The following is a 22,508-nucleotide window of genomic DNA, read 5'->3' as shown; positions in this document are numbered from 1 at the left end:
GAAACGCGACATGACCGATGTAAAAGACCAGATCGACGAAACCGTCAAAGCCAGCGACGTTGTGCTCTTTATGAAAGGCACCAAAGACATGCCCCAGTGCGGATTTTCCTCCCGCGTGGCCGGCGTGCTGAACTATATGGGTGTCGACTATACCGACGTGAACGTGCTGGCCGACGAAGGCGTGCGTCAGGGCATTAAAGACTATTCCGACTGGCCCACCATCCCGCAGCTCTACATCAAGGGCGAATTCGTTGGCGGCTGTGACATCATCACCGAAATGGTGCTGTCTTCCGAACTAGACACAATGTTCGCCGACAATGGCGTGGCTTTTGACAAAGACGCAGCCGACAAAATCCGCGAAGCCAACGCTTAAGCAGACATCAGAATTCCACGAAAAAGCCCCGCCGGATCGAGCGGGGCTTTTTTCATTTGACCCGACCCAATGGGCCGGAACTGGCACACTTATACTCCGCGCGTCATGCGCGCCATCGTGCCGTCGCGATCAATCACCACATGCTTGATCGCGCCCACCACATGTAGCAGCACCGTCGCAATCATCACTTTGCCCATGACGCTATGCACGGCCCCGCCAATCTCGTTCAACACGGCAATCTTTGGTCCGGCGGGGATGGTAAACAGGCCAAACACCCCAATCGAATGCCCGCCAAAATAGCTCATCACCACACCCGAAACAGGCATCACCACAATGCCCACAAGCAAAATCACATGCGCCCAGTGCGCCGCCTTTGCTTGCCAATCCTTGTGCAGCGGCGCAGCAAAGCCTTGCATCAACCGCCAGCCCACGCGCCAGACACCCAGCACCAGAACAATCACGCCAACCGCTTTGTGAACATTACGCACCGGCCCCTTTGCCGCGTCCGCAAGAAACATATCCAAGGCAAGCCCGCTGGCCAGCAAGCCAATCATCAAAACCGCAACCACCCAATGATTGTACCGCGAAACACGGTCATACCCAGTAATTTCCTGTGCCATTTCCGGCCTCCAAAACTCGAATTCCTGCGGCCCAACACCGCCATACCTGTGTAATACGTGCGTGCCCTAGTCTTTCCGTCGCCTCATGAAAAGAAAAACCGCTCCTGTACAATAACAGGAGCGGCTTTCTGCCTAAAACAGTCAGGAAATGCTATCCGGCTTTTTCTTCAATCAACTCCGCCAGCGCTTCGGCCCTCGCGGCCAATTCAGACAACGTATCAGTCACCTCACCCGGCACCCGTGCCACCTCGACGGTTTCCGGCCCAGCGGCCTTCAGCGCATCAATCTCTTTCTGTGCAGCCGCCAGCTTGGCCTCGGCATCGCGCAGCTTGTCTTCCACGCCCGCCGTTTTGTCCGCCAGCATCAGTCCCGACATCAACAGCATGCGTGCTTCCGGAACACGTCCTGCCTGACTCACAAGAACGCTTGCTTCCGCGTCCAGCATCTTGGCCGCTGTTTCAAGGAAATGCTGCTCGCCTTCCTGACAGGCCACTTCAAAAACGCGGCCGCCAATTTCGATTTGTACTTCAGGCATTATGCATCCTCCTCGGTCGCAGCATCCTGCGGCGGCGCCACCGCCAGCATCGGTGCCAATCCGGTCAGGATCACATCCGCCTCCGCAATCTCCGCCTCACGTTGCGCCTTTAAACTGTCGATCTCCGCTTTCAGCGCGTCGTTGATCAGACCAGCATCCACAACCTTCTCTTCGACCACAGCCCGCAAACGTTCGTTGTTTTCACGAACACCTTTGCTCATGCGGCGCATGCGGCGCAGGCGCTGTGCCATTTGCTCCATCGCTTCGCGATTGGCCGCCAAAGCTTCACCGCCGTCACCCGCGCCAGCCGCCGCCAGCGCGCTGCGGGCCGCCTCGGCATCGGCCTCTGCAACTGTACGAGCGGATTTCTCCACCTCCAGCGCCGCTTCAAGCTCAGCCACCTTAGTGGTCAACTCGTCAATCCGAGCATCCGCTTCATCATTGGCCTCGCTGTCCGCATCCACCGTGCTGCGCAGCCCTTCAACCTCGGCTGCCGCCTCTGCGGCTTTCTTTTCGGCAGCCGCCAAAGCCGCTTCCGCGTCTTCCTGCTTCTGAGTAACGGCCCGCAGGCGCTCCTCAAGCTGTGCCGTGGCTGTGGCTTCGTTTTCCAGCGACCGACGCAGGCTTTCGACCTCTGCGCTCATGTCACCAGACCCCTCCCCCGAAACCTCGGTCGGGGCCGTACCCAAATCGGCAACCTTGGCGCCGATGCGTTCAAGCGCGGCGCTCAATCTGCTTTCCAGGTCGCTGATGTCACTCATGTGCCTCGTCCCTCGTCGTCAATCGTTCTGATCCTTGTCGTTAACACCCACTTTGACACGTTCTTTTTGCACGCGCCACACCTTGTCAGCGATTGAATCAATTTCACCTGCACCCGCGGCGGGGGATTTTTACGAAATCATGCCCCGTTGGGCAAAATAACGCCCCCAAACGCCCCGTCAGGCACCTTTCAGGCCACCTCGCCGCTTGCACTTTGCCCAATCACTGGTATTGAGCGCTTAACCCCATCCTGGCCTATTTTGGAGCTGCCTCATGGATATCGCTGCCCTGCGCGAAAAGAACCCCGACCACTGGATGAAATCCACTGCCATCCGCGCCCTAACGCTCGACGGCGTTGCTGGTGCCAACTCCGGTCACTCCGGCATGCCGATGGGCATGGCCGATGTGGCCACCGTGCTGTTTGAAAAGCACATGAAATTTGACGTCGCTGCGCCGAACTGGCCCGACCGCGACCGTTTCATCCTGTCTGCAGGCCACGGCTCGATGCTGATCTACTCGCTGCTCTATCTCATGGGCGACGCACAGGTCACGCTGGAGCAGATCAAGAACTTCCGCCAGATGGGCGCGCTGACTGCGGGCCATCCTGAAAACTTCCTGCTGGACGCTGTGGAAACCACCACCGGCCCGCTGGGTCAGGGCATTGCCAACGCCGTGGGTTTCGCCATGGCCGAAGAAATCCAGCGCGCACAGTACGGCCGCAAGATCGTTGATCACAAAACCTACGTGATTGCCGGCGACGGCTGCCTGATGGAAGGCCTCTCGCAAGAAGCTATCGGCCTCGCAGGCCGCCACTCGCTGGGCAACCTGATTGTTCTGTGGGACAACAACAACATCACGATTGACGGCACCGTTGAACTCTCGGACCGCACCGATCAAGTCAAACGCTTCAAGGCGTCCGGCTGGCACGTGCAGGAAATCGACGGCCACGATCCCGAAGCGATCGACGCTGCGATCGAAGCCGCCAAGAAAACCAAAAAGCCGTCGATGATTGCCTGCAAAACGCACATCGCCATCGGCCACGCGGCCCAAGACACCTCCAAAGGCCACGGCGCGCTGACCGACGCCGAGCAACTCGCCGCCGCCAAAGAGCTCTACGGCTGGACCGGTGGCGCCTATGAGGTCCCCGCCGACATCAAAGCTCAGTGGGAAGCCATCGGCACCCGCGGTGCTGCGGATCGCGAAGCATGGGAAGGCCGCTTTGCGGAAGCTTCCAAGCAGAAACAGGACCGCTTCAACCGCGCCTACGCTCTGGATGCCCCGAAAAAGCTCTCCGCCACCGTTAAAGCCCTGAAAAAGCAAATTTCCGAAGAGCAGCCCTCCGTTGCGACCCGTAAATCTTCTGAAATGGCGCTCGCGGCGATCAACCCGATCATGCCCGAAACTGTTGGCGGCTCCGCTGACCTCACCGGCTCCAACAACACCAAAACCGGCGATCTGGGTGTATTTGACACCGACAACCGCAAAGGTCGCTACATCTACTGGGGCATCCGCGAACACGGCATGGCCGCAGCGATGAACGGCATGGCGCTGCACGGCGGCATGCGCCCCTACGGCGGCACCTTCTTCTGTTTCACCGACTACGCGCGTCCCTCGATGCGTCTGGCCGCGCTGAGCAAAATCCCCACCGTTTTCGTGATGACCCACGATTCCATCGGTGTGGGCGAAGACGGCCCGACCCACCAGCCGGTCGAACACCTCGCCATCTGCCGCGCGACCCCGAACACCTATGTGTTCCGCCCCGCAGATTCTGTGGAAACCGCCGAGGCTTGGGAAATCGCGTTGACTGCGAAAGAAACCCCGTCTGTGCTGGCCCTGACCCGTCAGAACCTGCCAACGTTGCGCACCGAGCACAAGCTGGCCAACCTGACCGAGAAAGGCGCTTATGTGCTGGCAGAGGCCGAAGGCAAGCGTCAGGCCATCCTGATCGCCACAGGCTCCGAGGTCGCAACCGCGATGGAAGCCAAAAAGCTGCTCGAAGCCGAAGGCATCGGCACCCGCGTCGTCTCCATGCCCTGCATGGAACTGTTTGCGGCACAGGATGAGGCTTACCGCCGCAAAGTCCTGCCAGCAGGCGCAGCGGTCCGCGTCGGCATTGAGGCCGCCGTGCGCGCTGGCGGCTGGGATCAATGGCTCTTGGGTGAACGCGCCCGCGCTGGCAAATCCGACTTCGTCGGCATGGCCAGCTTCGGTGCCTCCGCGCCGGCTGGTGAGCTCTTCGAAAAATTCGGCATCACCGCCGCGAATGTTGCCGACAAGGTCAAAGCTCTGCTGTGATCTGAGAATAAAACTGCTAAGCAAAGGGCGTCGCTTGCGGCGCCCTTTTTCTATGCGAGTTTCCATGCCCCTCTATAAAAAGTCCCTACTTTCCGTCCTCGCCCTCTTTGCCCTTTGCGGCATCGCAAATGCCCAAAACATCCATTCCAACAAGCCTCAAGCCAACTACCCGCCTGAAAGCTGGCAATTCAAAGTGGAATTCAAACGCTTCCCTTGGGACATCGCCTGCGCTGAACTCAACGGGCACGGCTCACTCACAAAGAAAGGCAGCGGCCGAAATGTGACCTACAAGTTGTCCGGCTTCCCTGCGGCCGACGGTCTGGTCTGCACTGTCGCCAACAATCCAAAAAGACGCTTCACAATTGACGTAGACAACCTATTTGGCGTCGGGCGCAAAAAGCGCGTGATGGGTGGAGAGTATTTTGAAGGTGAGGTCAAACGCGTTGACCTCAAGGTGGTGTATCAATCCAACGCAGTCGGTTACGGCTCCTACAAGGCCCATGCACACCGACACACGGTGTTTAGCAAGGACCGGATCATCTATTCAGAACAAGGCATGTTCGCAGCCTTCTTCCCTGTGCGGGCAAACCAACCGCCGCGGCGCTGGAAACCCTAATCCGCTGGCCTCGGGAAACGGGTGTCAACGGCCTGTCTCCCGACCTCGGCCCCTTCCGCCAATTCCCCCTATCTTTACCCATCGTAAGCCTCTATGTGGCAGAGACAGACTATCCCGAGGCCGCAAAGCCTCCCGCCACAGGACCACTCCTATGCTCGCCACTTTCCTCAAGCGCTGCCTCTTGGTCCTGCTCGGCCCGTTCATCTTCCTCTTCGTGGCCTTCATCCCGGCACTCTGCGGCAAACGCCCTGGTTTCCGCGGCTGGTTTTGGCGCACTGTGTCGCGCAGTTGCTCGTGGCTGTTGTGGTTCCTCGATGTCGACGTCGATATCTCGGATGAGGCCCGCGAAGCGCTGCGCACCGACACCAACTCCGTCATCGCTGTGAACCACCGCAGCCATCTGGACGGCTTTTCCATGCTGCATGTGATCCCCGACGAAAAATGGGTTACATTCGGCGCCAAGAAAGAGCTCTGCGAAGCCGCACTCCTCAAACGCGGCTTTGACGGGGCGGGGTTGTTGAAAATCGACCGTTCCAAAGGCCGCGACGCGCTCGCCTCCCTGACCGAGGCCGTGGCCGACATGCCCGAACGCCGCTCGCCGATCTTGTTTGTCGAAGGCACCCGCGCCACCAAACCCGGCCTGCCGCCCTTCAAGGCCGGTGCGGTTCTGGTCGCGCAAAAAACCGGCCGCGCCGTGCGCCCCTTTGTGATCAGCCATTCCGATAAACTGTTGCCACGCGGCAAGTTTTTCCCGTTCAAAGGCACGATCCACATCGACATCCTGCCACAGATGCACTTTGGGGCCGACGAAAACACCGACGCCTGCGTCGCCCGCCTGCGCGCCGCAATGGCCGCCGCCTATGACGCGCAAACCGGCGAAGTCACCGACCTTACCACCGACCTTTAGACGAAGGTCACAACCGCCTGCATGCCATCCACCAGCAGATCACCATCGCTGTTCCAGATGCGCATCACCTGCGAGCTATAGCCGTTCTCCGCCGCGCTCAGATCGGTCTCCAGCATATACCAGCCATCCCGCGTCGACGTGTCCTCGCGCACCACATTGTACATCCAGTTCATTGACGAATTCGGCCCCGGCTTGGTCGCCTTCACAAATATCGCCGGAGGCAAAACGTCCCCAAGGCACATCAGCCCCTCTGGCGTCGACCAGCTGGCGCGATCCCTGTGCCGCGCCCAGATGCGGACATGCCCCCGCGCCGCGCCGGCAAACGGACGGTTGCCTTCAATCAGCCGAACCTCGAAATTGTTGAAAAACGCCGCTGGCGCCTCTCGTCCCTCAGGGATCATCAACTCGGCCTCTTCCGGCACCGGCACCGACGCTGCGGGCAATCCATCAGAGACATGGCTGATCTGCGACGCACCAAAGGAGAAGACACCACAGGCCACAACCTTGCCCGCCACCCGCGCCTTCACATCCAGCGTGGTCACATTTCGCCCCTGACGCAACACATCGATCGCCATGTCCGGCGTTTCGGTCACCGGCGCCGTAAAGTTGATCATGGCCGAGCGCAACGCCGGCAAGTCCGCACTGGTGCCAAGGGCGGCCCTTAGCAACAGAGCCGACGTAAAGCCGCCAAAGGCCGTCCGCCCCTGTGCCCAGTTTGTCGGGACATCCTGCCCGACCTCTGCGTGTTCCAGAAATTCTGCCAAAGTGGTTGTCATCTGCGGCCCCCTTACCGGTTTCCCCCAGACTATGCTGCCAACAGGCGCCCGCAACACCACTGACGCGCCGTCACAGCCCTCAGTGCGCCGCCTCTTTGCCTGTCAACTTGGCAATCACCGGACCAATCACTTTGGTTGCGACAGGGATCAAAACAAACCCGAGCGCCAGCCCAAAGACCCCGTCCATCGCCGCCTTGGCAATCCACTCCACCGCAGCCATCCAGTCGCTTGGAACCATAAGGCCAACCACATGCGCCCAATCATGGATATGATGCCCAAGCCAGCCAAAGCCCAGCTCTTCCAACCCATGCACCACAATTGATCCGCCAACCCACAGCATTGCCGCTGTGCCGACGATCGTCAAAAACTTCATGAAACCGGGCATCGCCCGCACCAGCCATTTGCCAAAGGCCCGCGTCGCCGCAAGGCGCCCCTTGGCGTAAAGCACCAGACCAAAATCGTCCGCCTTCACAATCAATGCCACAGACCCGTAAACGGCCACCGTGATGCCCACGCCCGCCATGGCCAGCGTCGCCGCCTCGAACCAGAAATTGCTTTCCGGAATGGCCGACAGAATGATTGTCATGATTTCCGCAGACAGGATGAAGTCGGTTTTGATCGCCCCCGCGGCCTTGGCCTCTTCCAGATGAGCTGGATCATCTGGCACGTCGGCGGCATCATCGTGGTGTGTGTCATGCGGCACAAAAAGGTGAAAAACCTTCTCCGCTCCCTCAAAGCACAGATACGCTCCGCCGATCATCAGCAGAGGCGAAATCAACCACGGCGCAAAATTCGCCAGCAAAAGCGCGGCAGGCAAAAGAATGAGCAGCTTGTTCTTGATGGACCCTTTGGCGATTTTCCAAATGATCGGCAATTCGCGCTCGGCTCGAAAGCCTTGCACGTATTTCGGAGTCACCGCTGCATCGTCAATCACCGCTCCGGCTGCCTTGGCACCCGACTTCATCGCTTGCGCGGCCACATCGTCTATCGAGGCCGCTGCCACCTTGGCAATCGCCGCCACATCATCCAGCAGCGCCAGCAATCCACCTGCCATCACATCTCTCCAAGTCCAGCCCGTGCCCGCAGGCTGCCTTGTCGCGCCCAAACAATCAAGGCGCGATCACCGGCAAGCCAACCCCGCCTCGCACGCCTTCAGGCACCGACACGATACCGACCAAATACCGACGTTTTACCGACGGGCTATCCCTCGGCCTTTTCCTCAAGCATCAGCCACTCTTCTTCGGCCTCTGCAAGCGCCGTCTGGCGCTCCACCAGCGCCTCCGTGGCCTTCTGGAATTTGACCGGTTCTTTGGTGAAAAGCTCGGGATCCGCCATAAACTCTTCCAGCTTGGCAATCTCCGCCTCAAGGCGTTCCATCACACCAGGCAGAGCCTCAAGACGGTGTTTTTCGGTGAAACTAAGCCCCTCCTTTTGGGACTTTTCTTGCTTTATCTTCTCCGCCTTAGGTTTTGCTTTTTCAGCCTTTTTATCTTCTTCATCCGGCTGGCGTTGCGCGCGGTAATCCGACCAACCACCCGCATAGACAGTCGCCCGCCCGTCGCCTTCCATCGCCACCGTCGTGGTCGCCACACGATCCAGAAAGTCGCGGTCGTGGCTCACCAACAGCACGGTGCCATCATAGTCATCTAACAACTCTTGCAGAAGATCGAGTGTCTCCACATCCAGATCGTTTGTCGGCTCGTCCATGACCAGAAGATTGCTCTCCTTCGCCATCAGCTTTGCCAGCAGCAAACGCGCTTTTTCCCCACCCGACAGCGACCGCACAGGCGCCCTTGCCTGCCGGTCATCAAATAGAAATTCTTTAAGGTATCCAACCACATGCCGAGGCTGACCCCGCACCATGACCTGATCCGCTTTGCCGGACACCCGCATATCCGGATCCCCCGTCAGGCTGTCCCACAACGTCATGTCCGGATCCAGTTGCGCACGCGCCTGATCAAACACTGCCGGCAACAGATTCGTGCCCAGCACTACAGTGCCTGCGTCCACCGCCTCTTCGCCCATGAGCATCTTGATCACGGTGGTTTTGCCCACGCCATTGGGTCCGACAAAGGCCACACGATCACCGCGCTGAATGGTCAAAGAAAAGTTCTGAACGATGGGCTTGTCGCCAAAACTCTTGGCCACGCCTTTCGCATCAATCACCTTTTTGCCGGACTTCGGCCCTGCCGACAGTTCCATGCCAGCCGCGCCATGACGCCGGATCATCGACGCCCGTTCGGCCCGCAAATCCTTAAGTGCCCGCACACGCCCCATATTGCGTTTCCGCCGCGCGGAAATGCCTTCCACAGCCCACCGCGCCTCAGATTTGATCTTGCGATCCATCTTGTGACGGGCGGTATCCTCTTCGTCCCAAATCTTATCACGCCAGGCTTCGAAATCGTCAAATCCCTTCTCCTGCCGGCGCACCATTCCCCTGTCAATCCAAAGGGTTGCACGGCTAAGCTCACGCAAAAATGCACGATCGTGGCTGATCAAAACAAAGCCCGCGCGCGTCGCCTTAAGCTCCTCTTCGAGCCAGGCAATCGCCTCGATGTCCAAGTGGTTTGTCGGTTCGTCCAACAACATCAAGTCCGGCGCTTCCGCCATCAAGCGTGCCAAGGCCGCGCGCCGACGCTCTCCGCCCGAAGCCGTTTCAACCGGCCTCTCGGGGTCAAACTTCAACCCCTCGCCAGCCCGTTCGACTTTGTACATCTCTCCCGGGTCCAGCCCCGCGGAGGCAAATTCCCCAAGCGTGGAAAACCCGGACATGTCAGGATCTTGATCCATGTAACCGACAGAAATCCCCGCGGGCACCACAATCTCGCCGCGGTCTGGCTCCACCAGTCCGGCCATGACTTTCATCAACGTGGATTTTCCCGACCCGTTGCGCCCAACCAGCGCCACCCGATCACCGGGTTGCACCACAAGGCCCAACTGATCAAAAACCGGATCCCCGCCAAACGTCAGGGAAATATCGCTCATCTGCAAAAGAGGTATACGTGCCATGCCGTTGCGCTAGCCCGCCACGCGCAGCCCGTCAACCAAGCAGCGTCTTTCTGGCCGTAAATACCCCCACCAACAGCTCGGAAACTATGCGCAAATCGCGCGCAAAAGACGCTTTCGCGCTGGAGGAATTTCTTTTATTTCCAAACCAGTAAAGACATGCATCGTGTTCATTTTCTGATCCACCACCGCATGATCGCTCACCCAGCCGCCCATCATCAGATAGGTGCGCAACAGCGGCGGCATCCGCAATTGCGCCAGCTTCAGATTCGGCTTTCTGCGCAATCGGGACGCAAACCGGAACACATTCGGCGATTTGACCTTCGGCCGCCAACATGGCGGCGCCATATGGCGGTCCCGCAACATGGCAAAAGCATCCAGATAGTGCCCCTTGTCCGTGCCCTCAAAGGAAGAGCAACCAAACAACATCTCGACGCCCGCTTCATCCACGTAAGACGTCAACGCGCCCCAAGCCACGCGCAAAATGTCAGGATCTGTCCAATCTGGATGTATGCAGAACCGGCCCAGCTCGATCATCGGCCGGTCGAAGTCGCGCAACGCGCTCAGCTCGTAAAACTGCGCCGAATAACTCCGGTCGATTTCATGCCCGCCACTGAGGTGCAAAAACCGGAAACAACAGATCACCGAGCCGCTCTGACGGTCATGGACCAGAATGTGCCGACACTCCCTGTCAAAAACATCCGCCTCAAGGGCACTGCCATCGCCGCCGAAAAATGCCAGATGCCGCAGTTTCTGCGCCGCTTGCAGATCCGCCTCGGTTTCCGCTATCCGCGTGAAATATCGGCCTTTTTCAAGAGTCACCATAGCAAGCACATTCCAGACATTGCCGCCCCACTATAGCAGAGCAGCACCGACATCCGAACGACAATTTGCGCACATTTCGACGGCGTCAGGCCTTAGTTTGACGTGATGGTCGAAGGATCAAAGTTGCCGATGTTGGCCAGCAGCTGTCGCAGGAACCCGCTCGATTGAATGCCATTGTCGGTGATGCGCCGCGCCAGCGGAACCGCCTGCCCGTCCTCCAGAGCATAATACTCGATATTGCGCGCCACACCCCGCGTGTCAAAATCGATTGACACAACTTGACGCTCGACCACTTCGGGTTCGCGCGGTCCATAGTGCTTCACTTTAGTGCGCACATATACATAAGAACTGTCAGACAACATGCCGGTGGCCGTGGGCGACCCGATGGCGTCGGCAATGGTGTCTCTTGTATCGACACCAAGCGCGATTTCGTCGATTTCGGATGCGGTCGGAACATAGCCATGATTGCGATAGCGTGTGGTGCAAGCCACGCTGGTTGCCAACAAGACACCCAGAACCGCATATTTGATCGCTTTATTGCCTCGTGCCATACCTGCCCTCTTGTGTTGGCTTGTGCTGCCTTCTATCTCGCTTACAGAATGAACGCCATCGGTTCAAGAATGTAAGCTCATGACAAACCCCACAGAAAACGGCCCCATCTTCAAAGTCCGCACTCTGGCGCAAAATCAGCCCACCGCCTTTGAGGTGCGCCCCTCCAAATCGGAGTTGGCAACCATCGCGGGCAATCTCGATCTGCTTGATCTGCGCAAGGTACACTTAACAGGCGAGATCAAGGCCGCAGGCCAAAGCGATTGGACACTCACCGCGCGCCTTGGCGCCACAGTGGTCCAACCCTGCGTCGTTACCCTTGATCCTGTGACAACACGGATCGAGGCCACTGTCTTGCGCCACTATCTGTCGCAAATGCCTGAATATGGCGAAGACGAAGAAGTCGAAATGCCGGAGGACGAAAACGCAGAGCAGCTCGGCAGCGAAATCAACATCGCAGATGTGCTTTTTGAAGCACTCGCCCTCAATCTTCCGCTGTTTCCGCGCACAACAGATGCAGAAATGGACACAACAGCCTTTACTGAGCCGGGAAAAAAGGCCATGACCGACGAAGAAGCAAAACCTTTTGCGTCGCTCGCCGCCTTTCGGGATAAACTTGGGTCGTCGGACGACGAATAGGGCTTGCGCTGCGTAAAAATAGCAGTATTTTCGCGCGCTCATTAGGAATTCATGTCGACTCGGGTACGCGATGCTTGTATCTGCCCGAGACGCTCACGGAAACGGGCACCACGCCCCAGTAAATCGAAGGTTGCGACAATGGCTGTCCAGCAGAACAAAGTATCGAAATCGCGCCGCAACAACCGTCGCGCACATGACGCCCTGGTTGCCGGCAACCCAAATGAATGCCCCAACTGTGGCGAGCTGAAGCGCCCTCACCACGTTTGCGCGTCCTGCGGCCACTATGACGACCGCGAAGTCGTTGCCATGGTTGACGACGTCGACCTGGACGAAGACGCAGCTTAATATACTGAGATTTGCGCCCGCATGTCAGGTTTGACTTCATCAGCAAACGCGGACTCCGGGCGCACGGTTATCTCAGTTGACGCCATGGGTGGCGATCGCGGGCCGGCAGCAGTAGTTGCCGGCATTTCGCTTTCTGCGAAGAAAAATCCCGACATCTCCTTCATCCTGCATGGTCCCGAGGACAAGCTGCGCCGTCTTGTTGCCAAGAAGCGCAATCTTGAAGGCCGAGTCGAGTTTCGCGATGCGCCGGATGTGGCCTCGATGGATGCCAAACCCACACAAGTCATGCGTCAGGGCAAAACCACTTCGATGTGGTCCGCCATCGATTCGGTGCGCAACGGCGAGGCTTCGGCCTGCGTGAGCTGCGGCAATACCGGCGCGTTGATGATGCTGTCGGTGGTGCGCCTGCGCAAACTGCCCGGCGTGAACCGTCCGGCCATCGCTGTGTTGTGGCCCTCTCGCAACCCGCAGGGGTTCAACATCATGCTCGACGTCGGTGCCGACATCAGCGCCGATGAAAAAGATCTCCTGCAATACGCGCTGATGGGGGCGTCTTACGCACGCAACGGTATGGAGCTCACCCGCCCCCGCGTTGGCCTGCTCAATGTTGGCACAGAAGAATTCAAAGGGCGCCCCGAACTCAAAACCGCGCACGACCTGATCGAAAAGAACGCCGAGAACGCGAACTTCGACTTCGTCGGTTTTGTCGAAGGCACCGATATTCCGGGCGACAAGGCGGACGTGATCGTCACCGACGGGTTTACCGGCAACGTGGCTCTCAAAACCGGAGAAGGCACCGCCAGCCTCATCGGCGCCCGGCTTCGAGAAGCCTTTAAGTATTCGCCTCTGTCGCGCCTTGCTGCGCTGATGGCCTATACCTCGCTCAACCGGCTGAACAAACGCATCGACCCCCGCCGCGTCAACGGCGGTGTGTTCCTCGGCCTGAACGGCACCGTGGTCAAGGGCCATGGATCGTCCGACGCCACCGGAGTCAGCGCTGCGGTCAAGCTTGCCACCAAACTTGGACAGTCCGGCTTCTCAGAAAGGCTTGCGGCACGGGTTGCATCCGCTGTATCCCTGCCCCAAGATGACCCTACGTCGACCACCGACGACAACAAATAAAACAAAAAAGCTAGGCACCCATATGACGACACGCGCCGTAGTGATTGGCGTTGGCCACTATTTGCCGGAACGCGTCGTTCCAAACTCGGAATTTGAGAAAAACCTCGATACTAGCGACGAGTGGATTCGCTCCCGTTCGGGCATCGAGCGCCGCCATTTCGCCGCCGAGGACGAAACCACCTCGATGCTTGGCGCCAAAGCAGCCCAATCCGCGCTCAAGAATGCGGGCCTTGACCCCGATGACATCGACGCGCTGGTGGTTGCAACTTCCACACCTGACCTGACATTTCCCTCCGTGGCGACGATGATTCAGGAAAAAATCGGCATGACCCGCGGCTTTGGCTTTGACGTGCAGGCTGTCTGCGCCGGTTTCACTTTTGCTCTCACCAATGCCAACGCGCTGGTTGTCTCCGGACAGGCCAAGCGCGTGCTTGTCATTGGTGCCGAAACCTTCTCGCGGATCATGGACTGGACCGACCGCGCCACCTGTGTGCTCTTTGGCGACGGGGCCGGCGCCTTGATCCTTGAGGCTCAGGAAGGCGACGGAACCAACGCCGACCGCGGAGTTTTGTCCAGCGATCTCAACAGCGACGGCCGCTACCGCGACATGCTCTATGTGGATGGCGGAGTCAGCTCCACAGGCACCTCCGGCAAACTGCGCATGCAGGGAAATGCCCTTTTCCGTCAAGCGGTTGAGAAACTTACCTCAACCGCCCACACCGCGCTGACCAAAGTCGGACTGGACGATGACGCCGTGGATTGGATCGTGCCGCATCAGGCCAATATCCGCATCATTCAAGGCACCGCCAAGAAACTTGGGGTGCCAATGGATCGTGTGATTGTGACCGTTCAGGATCACGGCAACACCTCCGCAGCCTCTATTCCCTTGGCGATGTCTGTGGGCGTTGCGGAAGGCAAAATCAAGAAAGGTGACCTCCTCGTGGCAGAGGCCATCGGCGGTGGTCTGGCATGGGGGGCGGTTGTGTTGCGCTGGTAAAAACACCAGTTCACTCCCAAAACACCCCCTAACCCATTGTGAAAACGTGCAGATAATCGCTCAGGCTTGGTTTCTTGTCATTGACTCGGAAATTCCCTTGCCCCTATTCTCTTGGAATACAGTGAAAAAAAGGGGGAGAAGATGACCGGCAAGACGTTGACCCGCATGGATCTGAGCGAAGCGGTTTTCCGAGAGGTGGGCCTGTCCCGCAATGACTCGGCCCAACTTGTTGAGAGCGTGCTCAACCATATGTCTGACGCGCTTGTGCGCGGCGAACAGGTCAAGATTTCCTCTTTCGGCACCTTTAGTGTGCGCGACAAGGCGGCCCGCGTCGGGCGCAACCCCAAAACCGGCGAAGAGGTTCCAATCAACCCGCGTCGCGTGTTGACCTTCCGACCATCACACTTGATGAAAGACCGCGTTGCCGCTGGCAACAAAAAGTAAAAGCGTAAAAGGCGGCAATTATGGCCAAATCCCGCGATGCGTTTCGCACGATCAGCGAAGTCGCCGAGTGGCTCGACATTCAGGCGCATGTGTTGCGGTTCTGGGAAAGCAAATTTACCCAGGTGAAACCCGTAAAACGCGCCGGTGGCCGCCGCTACTACCGCCGTCAGGACATGCTCCTGCTCGGCGGTATCAAGAAACTTCTTCATGACGACGGTCTGACCATCAAGGGCGCGCAAAAGCTCCTGCGCGAAGAAGGCATCAAACATGTCTCCTCCCTGTCTCAGGCCCTCGACGAAGATAGCACGATAGAGGCAACTCCTGTCCCGCCCGCGCCGGAAGAAACTGCGCCTGCCGCGCCCCAACAAGAGGACACCGCGCAGACTTTGTCCTTGTTTGATGCGCTGCAAGAGCAGGCCCCGACAACAGCAGCCGAGGACACCGAGTCGCGTCACGAGGACGTCCCGCCTGAGCCGGACACCCAACCTGAAGCCACCGAACCCGCGCAAGCAGCCGCCGAAACACCCGACCGCGACGACGCGGCCGTCTCTCAGGATGATGACGGTGCCGACGGCGAAGCTGTGAGCGGGCCAGCAGACAGCGGCACAAACGACGAAGTGCTCGAAGATTTCCTGTGCAACATGCGCTTTGCCACGCATATCCACCCTGCGCAGGCTGAAAACGCCGCCGCCCTTGCCGCCCGTTTTGCCGCGCTTTACGCGGTGACACAGGAAACCACGCAGGCGTGAGAAAAGTTGCGATTTTTGACTTGCCCCCGCCCGCAATTTCGTTATGAACAGCCCATCGTCGGGCTATGGCGCAGCCTGGTAGCGCGTCCGTCTGGGGGACGGAAGGTCGCAGGTTCGAGTCCTGCTAGCCCGACCACTAAAAATCGCCCGTGTGCCGCAAGGCCCGGGCGTTTTTTGCATCCGGAGAATGTTACATGACCGGCGTATTGCCCAGCCAAACCATTGAAAACATGCTGACATCCGGCGAGATCGCCGTCACGCATCCGCCCGTTGAGGGACAGGTTCAGCCGGCGTCGCTTGATCTGCGACTGGGCACCGTCGCCTATCGCGTGCGCGCCTCTTTTCTTTCCGGACATGACCGGACAGTCGCCGACCGGCTGTCGGAATTTGAGATGCACCGCATCGACCTCACCAATGGCGCGGTGCTGGAAAAGGGCTGCGTCTATGTGGTTCCGCTGATGGAAAGCCTTGCCCTGCCCGACACCGTTCAAGCCGTCGCAAACGCCAAAAGCTCCACCGGCCGCCTTGATCTGTTGACCCGCACCATCACCGATGGCGGCACCGAATTTGACCGCATCGCGCCCGGATATCACGGCCCGCTTTATGCGGAAATCTGTCCGCGCAGCTTCTCTGTGCTGGTCCGCCCCGGAATGCGCCTGAACCAAATCCGCTTTCGTGCCGGACAGAGCATCCTGTCCGACGCCGATCTGCGCACGCTGCATGACCGCAGCCCGCTGGTGGACGGCGACGACGCGGTGATTGACGACGGTCTCGGCTTTTCCGTCGATCTCAAGCCGGACAACGGCACGCTTGTGGGCTATCGCGCGAAGCCTCACACAGGCGTCATCGATCTCGACAACATCGGTCACTACGACCCTGCCGACTACTGGGAAGAACTGCACGCCTCTGACGGCAAGATCATCCTTGATCCCGGAGCATTCTATATCCTCGTCAGCCGCGAAGCTGTGCATATTCCGCCCGCCTATGCCGCGGAAATGGCTCCGTTTTTGGCCATGGTCGGGGAATTCCGCGTCCACTACGCGGGCTTTTTTGATCCTGGGTTCGGACATGACGCCGCCGGAGGCACAGGCTCACGCGGAGTGCTAGAGGTGCGATGCCACGAAGCGCCATTTGTTCTGGAACATGGTCAGGTTGTGGGGCGGTTGGTCTATGAACGCATGGCAGACGTGCCCGAACAGCTTTACGGTGCGGGCATCGCCTCAAACTATCAGGGTCAGGGCCTGAAACTTTCCAAGCATTTCAAAAGCGTATGATGTTTTAGAACTTGTTCATGCGGCGCATCATGCGCATGGCCTGTTTGGCCTGTTTTGCGCCGTTCTGACCGTGTTTCGGGCGCCCCTGCCCACCGCCGTTTTGCGCCTGTTTGCGACCTTTGCCAGACACCGCATTTACGCCAGCGTTGATGCCGCCATTCACCGCACGGCGGGTGATCTGACGCACAATCATATTGATAATTCTGTCGATGCTCATGCCACTGCTCCCAATCTACCTTCGGGAAATATAGGCGGCAATTGTGCCCAATTTAAGGCCAGCGCGCGTGTGACGCGCTGATTGTCCTCAATCTTCGAACATTTCGGACTGACCTTCGATGACCTCGTCGTCATCCTCGTCATCCTCATCCCGCCCGCCAATCGGCATGCTCCCCGGAGGTGGCCGGTTCTCCAGAAGCCCCGCAGCACGCAGTTCCTTCAGACCCGGCAGGTCGCGGGCACTGGCCAAACCGAAGTGGTCGAGAAACTCGGATGTGACCACAAACGTGACCGGTCGCCCTGGCGTCATCTTGCGGCGACCAAAGCGAATCCATTCCATTTCCAGCAATTGGTCCACCGTGCCACGGCTGACGCTTACCCCGCGGATTTCTTCGATTTCCGCTCTCGTAACCGGTTGGTGATACGCGATAATCGCCAATGTCTCGATCGCCGCGCGGCTCAGCTTGCGTGTTTCCACGGTTTCTTTCTGCATCAGAAACCCCAGATCCCCCGCCGTGCGCATCGCCCAGTTGTCCCCGACCTTTACCAGATGCACGCCGCGTCCCTCATAGCGCTTGCGCAGATGCACCAGCGCCTCCGCCGCGTCGCAACCATGTGGCATGCGCGCGTTCATTTCCTTGATGCTCATCGGTTCGGTCGAGGCAAAAAGCAGCGCCTCACACATCCGTTCCTGCTCGCCCATGGGCGGCGCTTCAAACAAGCTTTCTTCTTTTTCCTCAGGCTCTTGCGCCTCGATCTTCTCGTCGTTTTCCTCAGTCATGCCTGTCGTCCCGTCGCCGCACTTCAATGGGTGCGAATGTCTCTGTCTGTCGGATGAACACTTTGCCCTCTTTGGCCAACTCCAGCGACGCCGCAAAAGTCGCCGCCGTGGCCGAGCGCCGCTTGACCGGGTCCGTTTCCCAGCCTTGTGGCAAATAGCTCAGAATATCCGTCCACGTGCCGGCAAAGCCGATCAGCCCGCGCATCCGCTCAAGTGCTTCTTCCATGGTAAAGACCGACTCGCGGTCCATGACAAAAGGCCGGAACTCGTCCCGCGTGCGCAGTCGCGCATAGCCCTGCATCAAATCCAGAAGCGTCGCTGAATAGGTCACGCGCCGCACGCGCTCCATCTTTTCAGGCACCCCACGGGCGAAAAAGTCCCGCCCCAGACGGTCGCGCGCCATCAACTTGGCTGCCGCATCTCGCATCGCCTGCAAGCGTTCCAGCTGAAACGCCAGATGCGCCGCCAACTCTTCGCCCGACGGCCCCTCTTCGGTTGGATCGGGTGGCAAAAGCAGTCGCGATTTCAAAAACGCCAGCCAAGCCGCCATCACCAGATAATCCGCCGCCAACTCAAGCCGCAACGCCTTAGCCTTTTCGACAAACGCCAGATATTGCTGCGCCAGATGCAAAATTGAGATTTTCCGTAGGTCCACTTTCTGCGTGCGCGACAGCGTCAACAAAAGGTCCAGCGGCCCCTCAAACCCGTCCACGTCAATGATCAAGGCTTCCGCCGCAAGGCGTTCGGCCACCGACACGCCACCAACAAGCGCATCCTCACCTTCCGGTGCCGCGTGATCAAAAAGGTTTTCGGCCATGTCCCCGCCTGCTTAGAACGTCTTAAGTTCGTCAGCCAGCGCCTTGATGTCAACAGTTTCAGGCGTTTTGCGCATCGCCAGAGCCGCCTCGGCCCGCGTTTGCCCCGCGTCCGTCATCTCTCCCGCTGCCCGTGCGACCTCCAGCATCTCAGCCAGTTCGCCGTTGCAGTGCAAAACCACGTCACAGCCCGCCGCTATGCTGGCACGCGACAGATCGCTCAGCGATCCCTGCAAGGCCTTCATATTGATGTCGTCGGTCATGATCAGACCGCCAAAGCCGATCTTTTCGCGGATCAGGCCCATCATCTTTGCCGATGTTGTTGCGGGCTGATCATCAAAGGCGGTGAACACCAGATGTCCGGTCATGCCCATGGGCAGGTCATTGAGCGCCTCAAACGGCAGAAAATCCACCTCAAGCTCTGCCTCGGTCGCGGTCACGGTCGGCAAATCAAAATGGCTGTCCACCAAAGTCCGACCATGCCCGGGCATGTGTTTGACCACAGGCAGCACACCGCCATCCAAAAGCCCGTTTGCCACGGCCCGCCCGATGCGGGCAATCTGCGCCGGATCTTCGCCGTAGCAGCGGTTTTTCAGAAACGGATGCGTCGCCGCATTGGCCACATCCACCATCGGCGCGCAATTGGCGTCTACGCCCACCGCCAGCAACTCATGGGCAATGATGCGATAGCGCAGATACATCGCCCGCTCTGCATTCTTCCCTGCCGAGGCGACCTGATCCAGAGGCGGCACAAATTCGGTGGCCAGTGGCGCGCGGAACCGCTGTACACGTCCGCCTTCCTGATCAATCAGGATCGGCGCGTGATGATCGACACAAGCGCGCAGCTCTTCGCACAACGCCCGCACCTGATCTGCGGTCTCGATATTTCGGGCAAACAGGATAAACCCGAAGGGACAGGCATCTCGAAAGAACGCCTTCTCCTCTTCGCTCAGCCGCAGGCCCTCACAGCCAAAAATTGTTGCGCCAAAGCGGGCCATCACAAACTCACCGTGTGGTTACAGGAATACAATCCGCGTTCTCTGCCTTCAGCGCGGAACACAGACGGCGCGCATCAGATACATCGGCAAAGCCCATCGCACGCAAACGATAGAACGTCCGCCCACCGCTTGATGCCTTTTGGATCACACGGGTTTTGCCGCCAAGATAGGCATCAAACCGGCCCAGCAGCTTGTCCCATTCCTTGGCCGCGATCTCGGGGCTGGCAAATGCGCCAAGCTGAACCATACGTGTGCCGGCCGGAATGTCGGCCGCATCCATGGTTTTGGGCGCCACATCAACTGTGGGCGATGCCGACGCCGTACGGCTCGTCAGGTCCGCAGGGCGCAGCATTGGCCGCAAGGACCGTTTCAGCCCGCCCTTGATTTCTGGCTTTGTCTCTTTTGCCGCTTCCTGCACGGCCTGATCCACTGCGGTCAGCGACACCTTCACGGGCTCACTCTGTGTGCTCGCGCTGCTCAAAGGGGTTGCACCCGCGGCCAGCTGGGCGGCCAGTTCTTCGACGCTCAGGGGTTTCGTGGCATCAATCGGCTCAGGCGCCACAATCGGCGCGGCCGCGGCCACTTCGATTTCCTGCAACGCGTCTGCCTGTACCTGCGGCACAACCGTTGCTCGCGTTCTCGGGGTCTCTGTATCAATCGAAATCGGCGGGGGCGCGACCACCAGTCGATCCGCAGGCGCTGCGGCCGACCCTTGGGCAGCCACACTGTTCACAGCCAATCCCTGATGATCTGCCTGTGATCCACCCGGATCGTCGGGCTGAATGCGCATCGGACCTTCCAGCGCGCGCACGACAGGCACACCGCTCACATCGCGCGACAGGATCTGGTAGCCCCAAACGCAAGCCCCGATCACCAAACCGATGGACACAAGCCCACCAGCCCGATTTACAAGACTGGCTGCGCCGTTGCCGCCTGCCGGCTCATCATACGCCGCATCAACAGGGCGAGTGACCTCGCGCCCAATCATACCATCCACGGGATAGTCTGCCATGTTTGCCTCGCTGCCCACGCCGGTACGTTGCCGGTGGGGTCGTCTTGCCTAGTTCCTCAAAAACCGGCGACGTGCAGCTTGACTACCGCATCTCCTGCGCCGGAGTTACGCCCAGAATACCAAGACCTGCGGAAATAACAACGGCCACGGAGCGTGCCAGTGCAATTTTCGCCTGCGAAGTCGCGACGTTGTCCTGAATAAAGCGCAACGAATTGTCGTCATTGCCTTTGTTCCACAACCCGTGCAGCTCGCTCGCCAGCTCGTAAAGATAGAAGGCAACCCTATGCGGCTCGTTGGTGCGTCCGGCGATTTCCACCAGACGCGGCCATTCCGCGATCTTCTTGGCCACGGTGATTTCCGCTTCGTGATCCAGCAGGGCAAAATCCGCAGCCGACAAAACCTCGTCACCCGCCGCAATACCGGCCTCTTCTGCCTTACGGATCACCGAACACACCCGCGCATGGGCGTATTGCACATAGAAAACAGGGTTGTCTTTGGACTGCTCCAGCACCTTGTCGAAATCGAAATCCAGCGGCGCATCGTTTTTGCGCGTCAGCATCACAAAACGGGTCACATCCGCGCCGACCTGATCCACCACATCGCGCAGCGTCACAAATGTGCCGGCACGTTTGGACATCTTGAACGGCTCGCCGTTTTTGAACAACTTCACCAACTGCGTCAGCTTGATATCCAGAGACACCTTGCCATCTGACAGCGCCGAAACCGCCGCTTTCATACGTTTGACATAGCCGCCGTGGTCCGCACCGAACACATCGATCAACTCGTCAAAGCCGCGCGACACCTTGTCATAATGATAGGCGATATCGGGCGCGAAATAGGTCCAGCTGCCGTCGGATTTTTTCACCGGACGGTCGACATCATCGCCATGATCGGTAGACCGGAACAGCGTCTGTTCGCGGGGCTCCCAATCTTCCGGTTTCTTCCCTTTGGGCGGCTCCAGCACGCCCTCATAAATCAGTCCCTTGCTCTCCAAAGACTCCAGTGCGCCTTCGATCCGGCCCGTACCATAAAGCGACTTTTCGGAGAAGAAGACATCCATCTCCACACCCAACGCCTTCAAGTCGGCACGGATCAAATCCATCATCGCGTCCGTTGCAAACAGACGCACATCCGCCAGCCAGACGTCCTCGCCCTTGCCAACATAGGCGTCACCCACCTTGTCCTTCAGGGCCTCGCCGACCGGCACCAGATAGTCGCCGGGATAGGTGCCGTCCTCAAACGCCACGTCCTGACCATGCGCCTCGAGATAACGCAGATACACAGACCGCGCGAGCACGTCGACCTGACCGCCACCATCGTTGATGTAGTATTCACGCGTCACGTCATAGCCGACAAAATCCAGCAGGCTGGCCAGCGCATCGCCAAAAACCGCGCCGCGGGTGTGCCCCACATGCAGCGGGCCTGTCGGGTTGGCCGAAACATACTCCACGTTCACTTTTTTGCCCGCACCCATGTCCGAGCGGCCAAAATCCTTGCCGCCTTCAAGCGCGGCCTTGACCACACCCTGCCACAAGGTTGCAGACAGGCGCATGTTCAAGAACCCGGGGCCGGCCACTTCGGCCACCTCGACGCGGGCATCTTCCGCCAGCTTGCCTGCCAGCGTATCCGCGATGTCGCGCGGCTTCATTTTCGCAGGTTTCGCCAGCACCATTGCGGCATTGGTCGCCATATCGCCATGCAACGGATCGCGCGGCGGCTCGACGGCCACGTTTTTGAAATCAAGCCCGTCCGGCAACACGCCCTCGGCTTGCATCGCTTCCAGCGCATCAATCACCAGTGCGCGCATCTCGGTGAAGAGGTTCATCTGACCTGTCCTTTATCGGTTTGCGTGGGG

Annotated in this window: 25 protein-coding genes and 1 tRNA gene; 12 read left to right on the top strand and 14 right to left on the bottom strand. The window is 59.0% G+C overall.

Annotated features, from left to right (window positions below; all coding sequences use genetic code 11):
- Positions 1-10: 10 nt before the first annotated feature.
- Positions 11-373, top strand: coding sequence for a Grx4 family monothiol glutaredoxin (gene grxD, locus BM069_RS02395; protein WP_093319767.1), 363 nt, complete (start codon positions 11-13; stop codon positions 371-373).
- Between the two features lie 89 nt (positions 374-462).
- Here the strand turns inward: grxD and BM069_RS02390 are convergent, their stop codons facing one another.
- From BM069_RS02390 to BM069_RS02380, 3 genes are all read right to left on the bottom strand, one after another.
- Positions 463-993 carry a cytochrome b gene (locus tag BM069_RS02390; protein ID WP_093319765.1) on the bottom strand — a complete coding sequence of 177 codons (531 nt, stop codon included), beginning with the start codon at positions 991-993 and terminating at the stop codon, positions 463-465.
- Positions 994-1,144: 151 nt separating this feature from the next.
- Positions 1,145-1,528 carry a cell division protein ZapA gene (locus BM069_RS02385; protein ID WP_093319762.1) on the bottom strand — a complete coding sequence of 128 codons (384 nt, stop codon included), beginning with the start codon at positions 1,526-1,528 and terminating at the stop codon, positions 1,145-1,147.
- Positions 1,528-2,289 carry a hypothetical protein gene (locus BM069_RS02380; RefSeq protein ID WP_093319760.1) on the bottom strand — a complete coding sequence of 254 codons (762 nt, stop codon included), beginning with the start codon at positions 2,287-2,289 and terminating at the stop codon, positions 1,528-1,530. Before BM069_RS02380 ends, BM069_RS02385 begins: the two co-directional genes overlap by 1 nt.
- 271 nt (positions 2,290-2,560) lie before the next feature.
- Between BM069_RS02380 and tkt the strand changes: the two genes are divergently transcribed.
- The 3 genes from tkt (at position 2,561) to BM069_RS02370 (ending at position 6,105) form a co-directional block, all read left to right on the top strand.
- A complete protein-coding gene (gene tkt / locus BM069_RS02375) occupies positions 2,561-4,582 on the top strand; it encodes a transketolase (RefSeq protein WP_093319758.1) in 2,022 nt (673 codons plus the stop codon).
- A 64-nt stretch (positions 4,583-4,646) separates the two neighbouring features.
- Complete coding sequence (locus BM069_RS19610) at positions 4,647-5,198, top strand: hypothetical protein (protein WP_139216120.1); 552 nt, start codon at positions 4,647-4,649, stop codon at positions 5,196-5,198.
- Positions 5,199-5,349: 151 nt separating this feature from the next.
- Positions 5,350-6,105 carry a lysophospholipid acyltransferase family protein gene (locus tag BM069_RS02370; protein ID WP_170846652.1) on the top strand — a complete coding sequence of 252 codons (756 nt, stop codon included), beginning with the start codon at positions 5,350-5,352 and terminating at the stop codon, positions 6,103-6,105.
- On the opposite strand, the gene BM069_RS02365 is transcribed toward BM069_RS02370, so the two are convergent.
- The 5 genes from BM069_RS02365 to BM069_RS02345 form a co-directional block, all read right to left on the bottom strand.
- Positions 6,102-6,881 carry an acyl-CoA thioesterase gene (locus tag BM069_RS02365; RefSeq protein ID WP_093319752.1) on the bottom strand — a complete coding sequence of 260 codons (780 nt, stop codon included), beginning with the start codon at positions 6,879-6,881 and terminating at the stop codon, positions 6,102-6,104. The genes BM069_RS02370 and BM069_RS02365 overlap by 4 nt on opposite strands.
- A 79-nt stretch (positions 6,882-6,960) precedes the next feature.
- Positions 6,961-7,935 carry a DUF808 domain-containing protein gene (locus BM069_RS02360; protein ID WP_093319749.1) on the bottom strand — a complete coding sequence of 325 codons (975 nt, stop codon included), beginning with the start codon at positions 7,933-7,935 and terminating at the stop codon, positions 6,961-6,963.
- Positions 7,936-8,081: 146 nt separating this feature from the next.
- Complete coding sequence (locus BM069_RS02355) at positions 8,082-9,890, bottom strand: ABC-F family ATP-binding cassette domain-containing protein (RefSeq protein WP_093319746.1); 1,809 nt, start codon at positions 9,888-9,890, stop codon at positions 8,082-8,084.
- A gap of 84 nt (positions 9,891-9,974) precedes the next feature.
- The gene (locus tag BM069_RS02350; protein ID WP_093319744.1) at positions 9,975-10,712 is read right to left on the bottom strand and encodes a GNAT family N-acetyltransferase; all 738 of its coding nucleotides are present in this window, start codon (positions 10,710-10,712) and stop codon (positions 9,975-9,977) included.
- 92 nt (positions 10,713-10,804) lie between these two features.
- Positions 10,805-11,263 carry an outer membrane protein assembly factor BamE gene (locus BM069_RS02345; RefSeq protein ID WP_093319742.1) on the bottom strand — a complete coding sequence of 153 codons (459 nt, stop codon included), beginning with the start codon at positions 11,261-11,263 and terminating at the stop codon, positions 10,805-10,807.
- 79 nt (positions 11,264-11,342) lie between these two features.
- On the opposite strand from BM069_RS02345, the gene BM069_RS02340 reads away from it, so the two are divergent.
- The 8 genes from BM069_RS02340 (at position 11,343) to BM069_RS02305 (ending at position 16,831) form a co-directional block, all read left to right on the top strand.
- Positions 11,343-11,900, top strand: coding sequence for a YceD family protein (locus BM069_RS02340; RefSeq protein ID WP_093319739.1), 558 nt, complete (start codon positions 11,343-11,345; stop codon positions 11,898-11,900).
- Between the two features lie 138 nt (positions 11,901-12,038).
- Complete coding sequence (rpmF, locus tag BM069_RS02335; protein ID WP_093319737.1) at positions 12,039-12,245, top strand: 50S ribosomal protein L32; 207 nt, start codon at positions 12,039-12,041, stop codon at positions 12,243-12,245.
- A 21-nt stretch (positions 12,246-12,266) separates the two neighbouring features.
- A complete protein-coding gene (plsX, locus tag BM069_RS02330; protein ID WP_093319734.1) occupies positions 12,267-13,367 on the top strand; it encodes a phosphate acyltransferase PlsX in 1,101 nt (366 codons plus the stop codon).
- Positions 13,368-13,389: 22 nt separating this feature from the next.
- Positions 13,390-14,364 carry a beta-ketoacyl-ACP synthase III gene (locus BM069_RS02325; protein WP_093319732.1) on the top strand — a complete coding sequence of 325 codons (975 nt, stop codon included), beginning with the start codon at positions 13,390-13,392 and terminating at the stop codon, positions 14,362-14,364.
- Between the two features lie 141 nt (positions 14,365-14,505).
- Positions 14,506-14,808, top strand: coding sequence for an integration host factor subunit alpha (gene ihfA, locus BM069_RS02320; RefSeq protein ID WP_093319729.1), 303 nt, complete (start codon positions 14,506-14,508; stop codon positions 14,806-14,808).
- 20 nt (positions 14,809-14,828) lie between these two features.
- Positions 14,829-15,557, top strand: coding sequence for a MerR family transcriptional regulator (locus BM069_RS19975; RefSeq protein ID WP_244503502.1), 729 nt, complete (start codon positions 14,829-14,831; stop codon positions 15,555-15,557).
- Between the two features lie 59 nt (positions 15,558-15,616).
- Positions 15,617-15,693: transfer RNA gene (locus BM069_RS02310), tRNA-Pro, on the top strand.
- Between the two features lie 58 nt (positions 15,694-15,751).
- The gene (locus BM069_RS02305) at positions 15,752-16,831 is read left to right on the top strand and encodes a 2'-deoxycytidine 5'-triphosphate deaminase (RefSeq protein WP_093319727.1); all 1,080 of its coding nucleotides are present in this window, start codon (positions 15,752-15,754) and stop codon (positions 16,829-16,831) included.
- A gap of 4 nt (positions 16,832-16,835) precedes the next feature.
- On the opposite strand, the gene BM069_RS02300 is transcribed toward BM069_RS02305, so the two are convergent.
- The 6 genes from BM069_RS02300 to argS all read right to left on the bottom strand — a co-directional run bounded on the left by BM069_RS02300 (position 16,836) and on the right by argS (position 22,478).
- Positions 16,836-17,048 carry a hypothetical protein gene (locus BM069_RS02300; protein ID WP_093319724.1) on the bottom strand — a complete coding sequence of 71 codons (213 nt, stop codon included), beginning with the start codon at positions 17,046-17,048 and terminating at the stop codon, positions 16,836-16,838.
- Between the two features lie 87 nt (positions 17,049-17,135).
- A complete protein-coding gene (scpB, locus tag BM069_RS02295; RefSeq protein ID WP_093319722.1) occupies positions 17,136-17,828 on the bottom strand; it encodes an SMC-Scp complex subunit ScpB in 693 nt (230 codons plus the stop codon).
- Positions 17,821-18,645: a segregation and condensation protein A gene (locus tag BM069_RS02290; RefSeq protein WP_093319719.1), complete on the bottom strand. Its 825-nt coding sequence runs from the start codon at positions 18,643-18,645 to the stop codon at positions 17,821-17,823. The genes scpB and BM069_RS02290 overlap by 8 nt, the downstream gene beginning before the upstream one ends.
- A gap of 12 nt (positions 18,646-18,657) precedes the next feature.
- Positions 18,658-19,641: a glycoside hydrolase family 3 N-terminal domain-containing protein gene (locus tag BM069_RS02285; RefSeq protein ID WP_093319717.1), complete on the bottom strand. Its 984-nt coding sequence runs from the start codon at positions 19,639-19,641 to the stop codon at positions 18,658-18,660.
- Positions 19,642-19,648: 7 nt separating this feature from the next.
- On the bottom strand, positions 19,649-20,653 hold the full coding sequence (locus BM069_RS02280) for an SPOR domain-containing protein (protein WP_244503501.1): 1,005 nt from the start codon (positions 20,651-20,653) through the stop codon (positions 19,649-19,651).
- Between the two features lie 82 nt (positions 20,654-20,735).
- Positions 20,736-22,478, bottom strand: a complete 1,743-nt coding sequence (argS, locus tag BM069_RS02275) for an arginine--tRNA ligase (protein ID WP_093319714.1) — start codon at positions 22,476-22,478, stop codon at positions 20,736-20,738.
- Between the last annotated feature and the right edge of the window lie 30 nt (positions 22,479-22,508).

The sequence above is a fragment of the Shimia haliotis genome, assembly GCF_900114415.1.
Taxonomy (GTDB): domain Bacteria; phylum Pseudomonadota; class Alphaproteobacteria; order Rhodobacterales; family Rhodobacteraceae; genus Shimia; species Shimia haliotis.
Note: the sequence above shows the minus strand (reverse complement) of the source record. Positions and strands in the feature narration are given on the sequence as shown.

What these genes read in the sequence shown, in the direction of transcription:
- grxD (WP_093319767.1), top strand. Translation starts at nt 11, where the DNA reads ATGACCGATGTAAAAGACCAGATCGACGAAACCGTCAAAGCCAGCGAC.
- BM069_RS02390 (WP_093319765.1), bottom strand. Translation starts at nt 993, where the DNA reads ATGGCACAGGAAATTACTGGGTATGACCGTGTTTCGCGGTACAATCAT.
- BM069_RS02385 (WP_093319762.1), bottom strand. Translation starts at nt 1,528, where the DNA reads ATGCCTGAAGTACAAATCGAAATTGGCGGCCGCGTTTTTGAAGTGGCC.
- BM069_RS02380 (WP_093319760.1), bottom strand. Translation starts at nt 2,289, where the DNA reads ATGAGTGACATCAGCGACCTGGAAAGCAGATTGAGCGCCGCGCTTGAA.
- tkt (WP_093319758.1), top strand. Translation starts at nt 2,561, where the DNA reads ATGGATATCGCTGCCCTGCGCGAAAAGAACCCCGACCACTGGATGAAA.
- BM069_RS19610 (WP_139216120.1), top strand. Translation starts at nt 4,647, where the DNA reads ATGCCCCTCTATAAAAAGTCCCTACTTTCCGTCCTCGCCCTCTTTGCC.
- BM069_RS02370 (WP_170846652.1), top strand. Translation starts at nt 5,350, where the DNA reads ATGCTCGCCACTTTCCTCAAGCGCTGCCTCTTGGTCCTGCTCGGCCCG.
- BM069_RS02365 (WP_093319752.1), bottom strand. Translation starts at nt 6,881, where the DNA reads ATGACAACCACTTTGGCAGAATTTCTGGAACACGCAGAGGTCGGGCAG.
- BM069_RS02360 (WP_093319749.1), bottom strand. Translation starts at nt 7,935, where the DNA reads ATGGCAGGTGGATTGCTGGCGCTGCTGGATGATGTGGCGGCGATTGCC.
- BM069_RS02355 (WP_093319746.1), bottom strand. Translation starts at nt 9,890, where the DNA reads ATGGCACGTATACCTCTTTTGCAGATGAGCGATATTTCCCTGACGTTT.
- BM069_RS02350 (WP_093319744.1), bottom strand. Translation starts at nt 10,712, where the DNA reads ATGGTGACTCTTGAAAAAGGCCGATATTTCACGCGGATAGCGGAAACC.
- BM069_RS02345 (WP_093319742.1), bottom strand. Translation starts at nt 11,263, where the DNA reads ATGGCACGAGGCAATAAAGCGATCAAATATGCGGTTCTGGGTGTCTTG.
- BM069_RS02340 (WP_093319739.1), top strand. Translation starts at nt 11,343, where the DNA reads ATGACAAACCCCACAGAAAACGGCCCCATCTTCAAAGTCCGCACTCTG.
- rpmF (WP_093319737.1), top strand. Translation starts at nt 12,039, where the DNA reads ATGGCTGTCCAGCAGAACAAAGTATCGAAATCGCGCCGCAACAACCGT.
- plsX (WP_093319734.1), top strand. Translation starts at nt 12,267, where the DNA reads ATGTCAGGTTTGACTTCATCAGCAAACGCGGACTCCGGGCGCACGGTT.
- BM069_RS02325 (WP_093319732.1), top strand. Translation starts at nt 13,390, where the DNA reads ATGACGACACGCGCCGTAGTGATTGGCGTTGGCCACTATTTGCCGGAA.
- ihfA (WP_093319729.1), top strand. Translation starts at nt 14,506, where the DNA reads ATGACCGGCAAGACGTTGACCCGCATGGATCTGAGCGAAGCGGTTTTC.
- BM069_RS19975 (WP_244503502.1), top strand. Translation starts at nt 14,829, where the DNA reads ATGGCCAAATCCCGCGATGCGTTTCGCACGATCAGCGAAGTCGCCGAG.
- BM069_RS02305 (WP_093319727.1), top strand. Translation starts at nt 15,752, where the DNA reads ATGACCGGCGTATTGCCCAGCCAAACCATTGAAAACATGCTGACATCC.
- BM069_RS02300 (WP_093319724.1), bottom strand. Translation starts at nt 17,048, where the DNA reads ATGAGCATCGACAGAATTATCAATATGATTGTGCGTCAGATCACCCGC.
- scpB (WP_093319722.1), bottom strand. Translation starts at nt 17,828, where the DNA reads ATGACTGAGGAAAACGACGAGAAGATCGAGGCGCAAGAGCCTGAGGAA.
- BM069_RS02290 (WP_093319719.1), bottom strand. Translation starts at nt 18,645, where the DNA reads ATGGCCGAAAACCTTTTTGATCACGCGGCACCGGAAGGTGAGGATGCG.
- BM069_RS02285 (WP_093319717.1), bottom strand. Translation starts at nt 19,641, where the DNA reads ATGGCCCGCTTTGGCGCAACAATTTTTGGCTGTGAGGGCCTGCGGCTG.
- BM069_RS02280 (WP_244503501.1), bottom strand. Translation starts at nt 20,653, where the DNA reads ATGGCAGACTATCCCGTGGATGGTATGATTGGGCGCGAGGTCACTCGC.
- argS (WP_093319714.1), bottom strand. Translation starts at nt 22,478, where the DNA reads ATGAACCTCTTCACCGAGATGCGCGCACTGGTGATTGATGCGCTGGAA.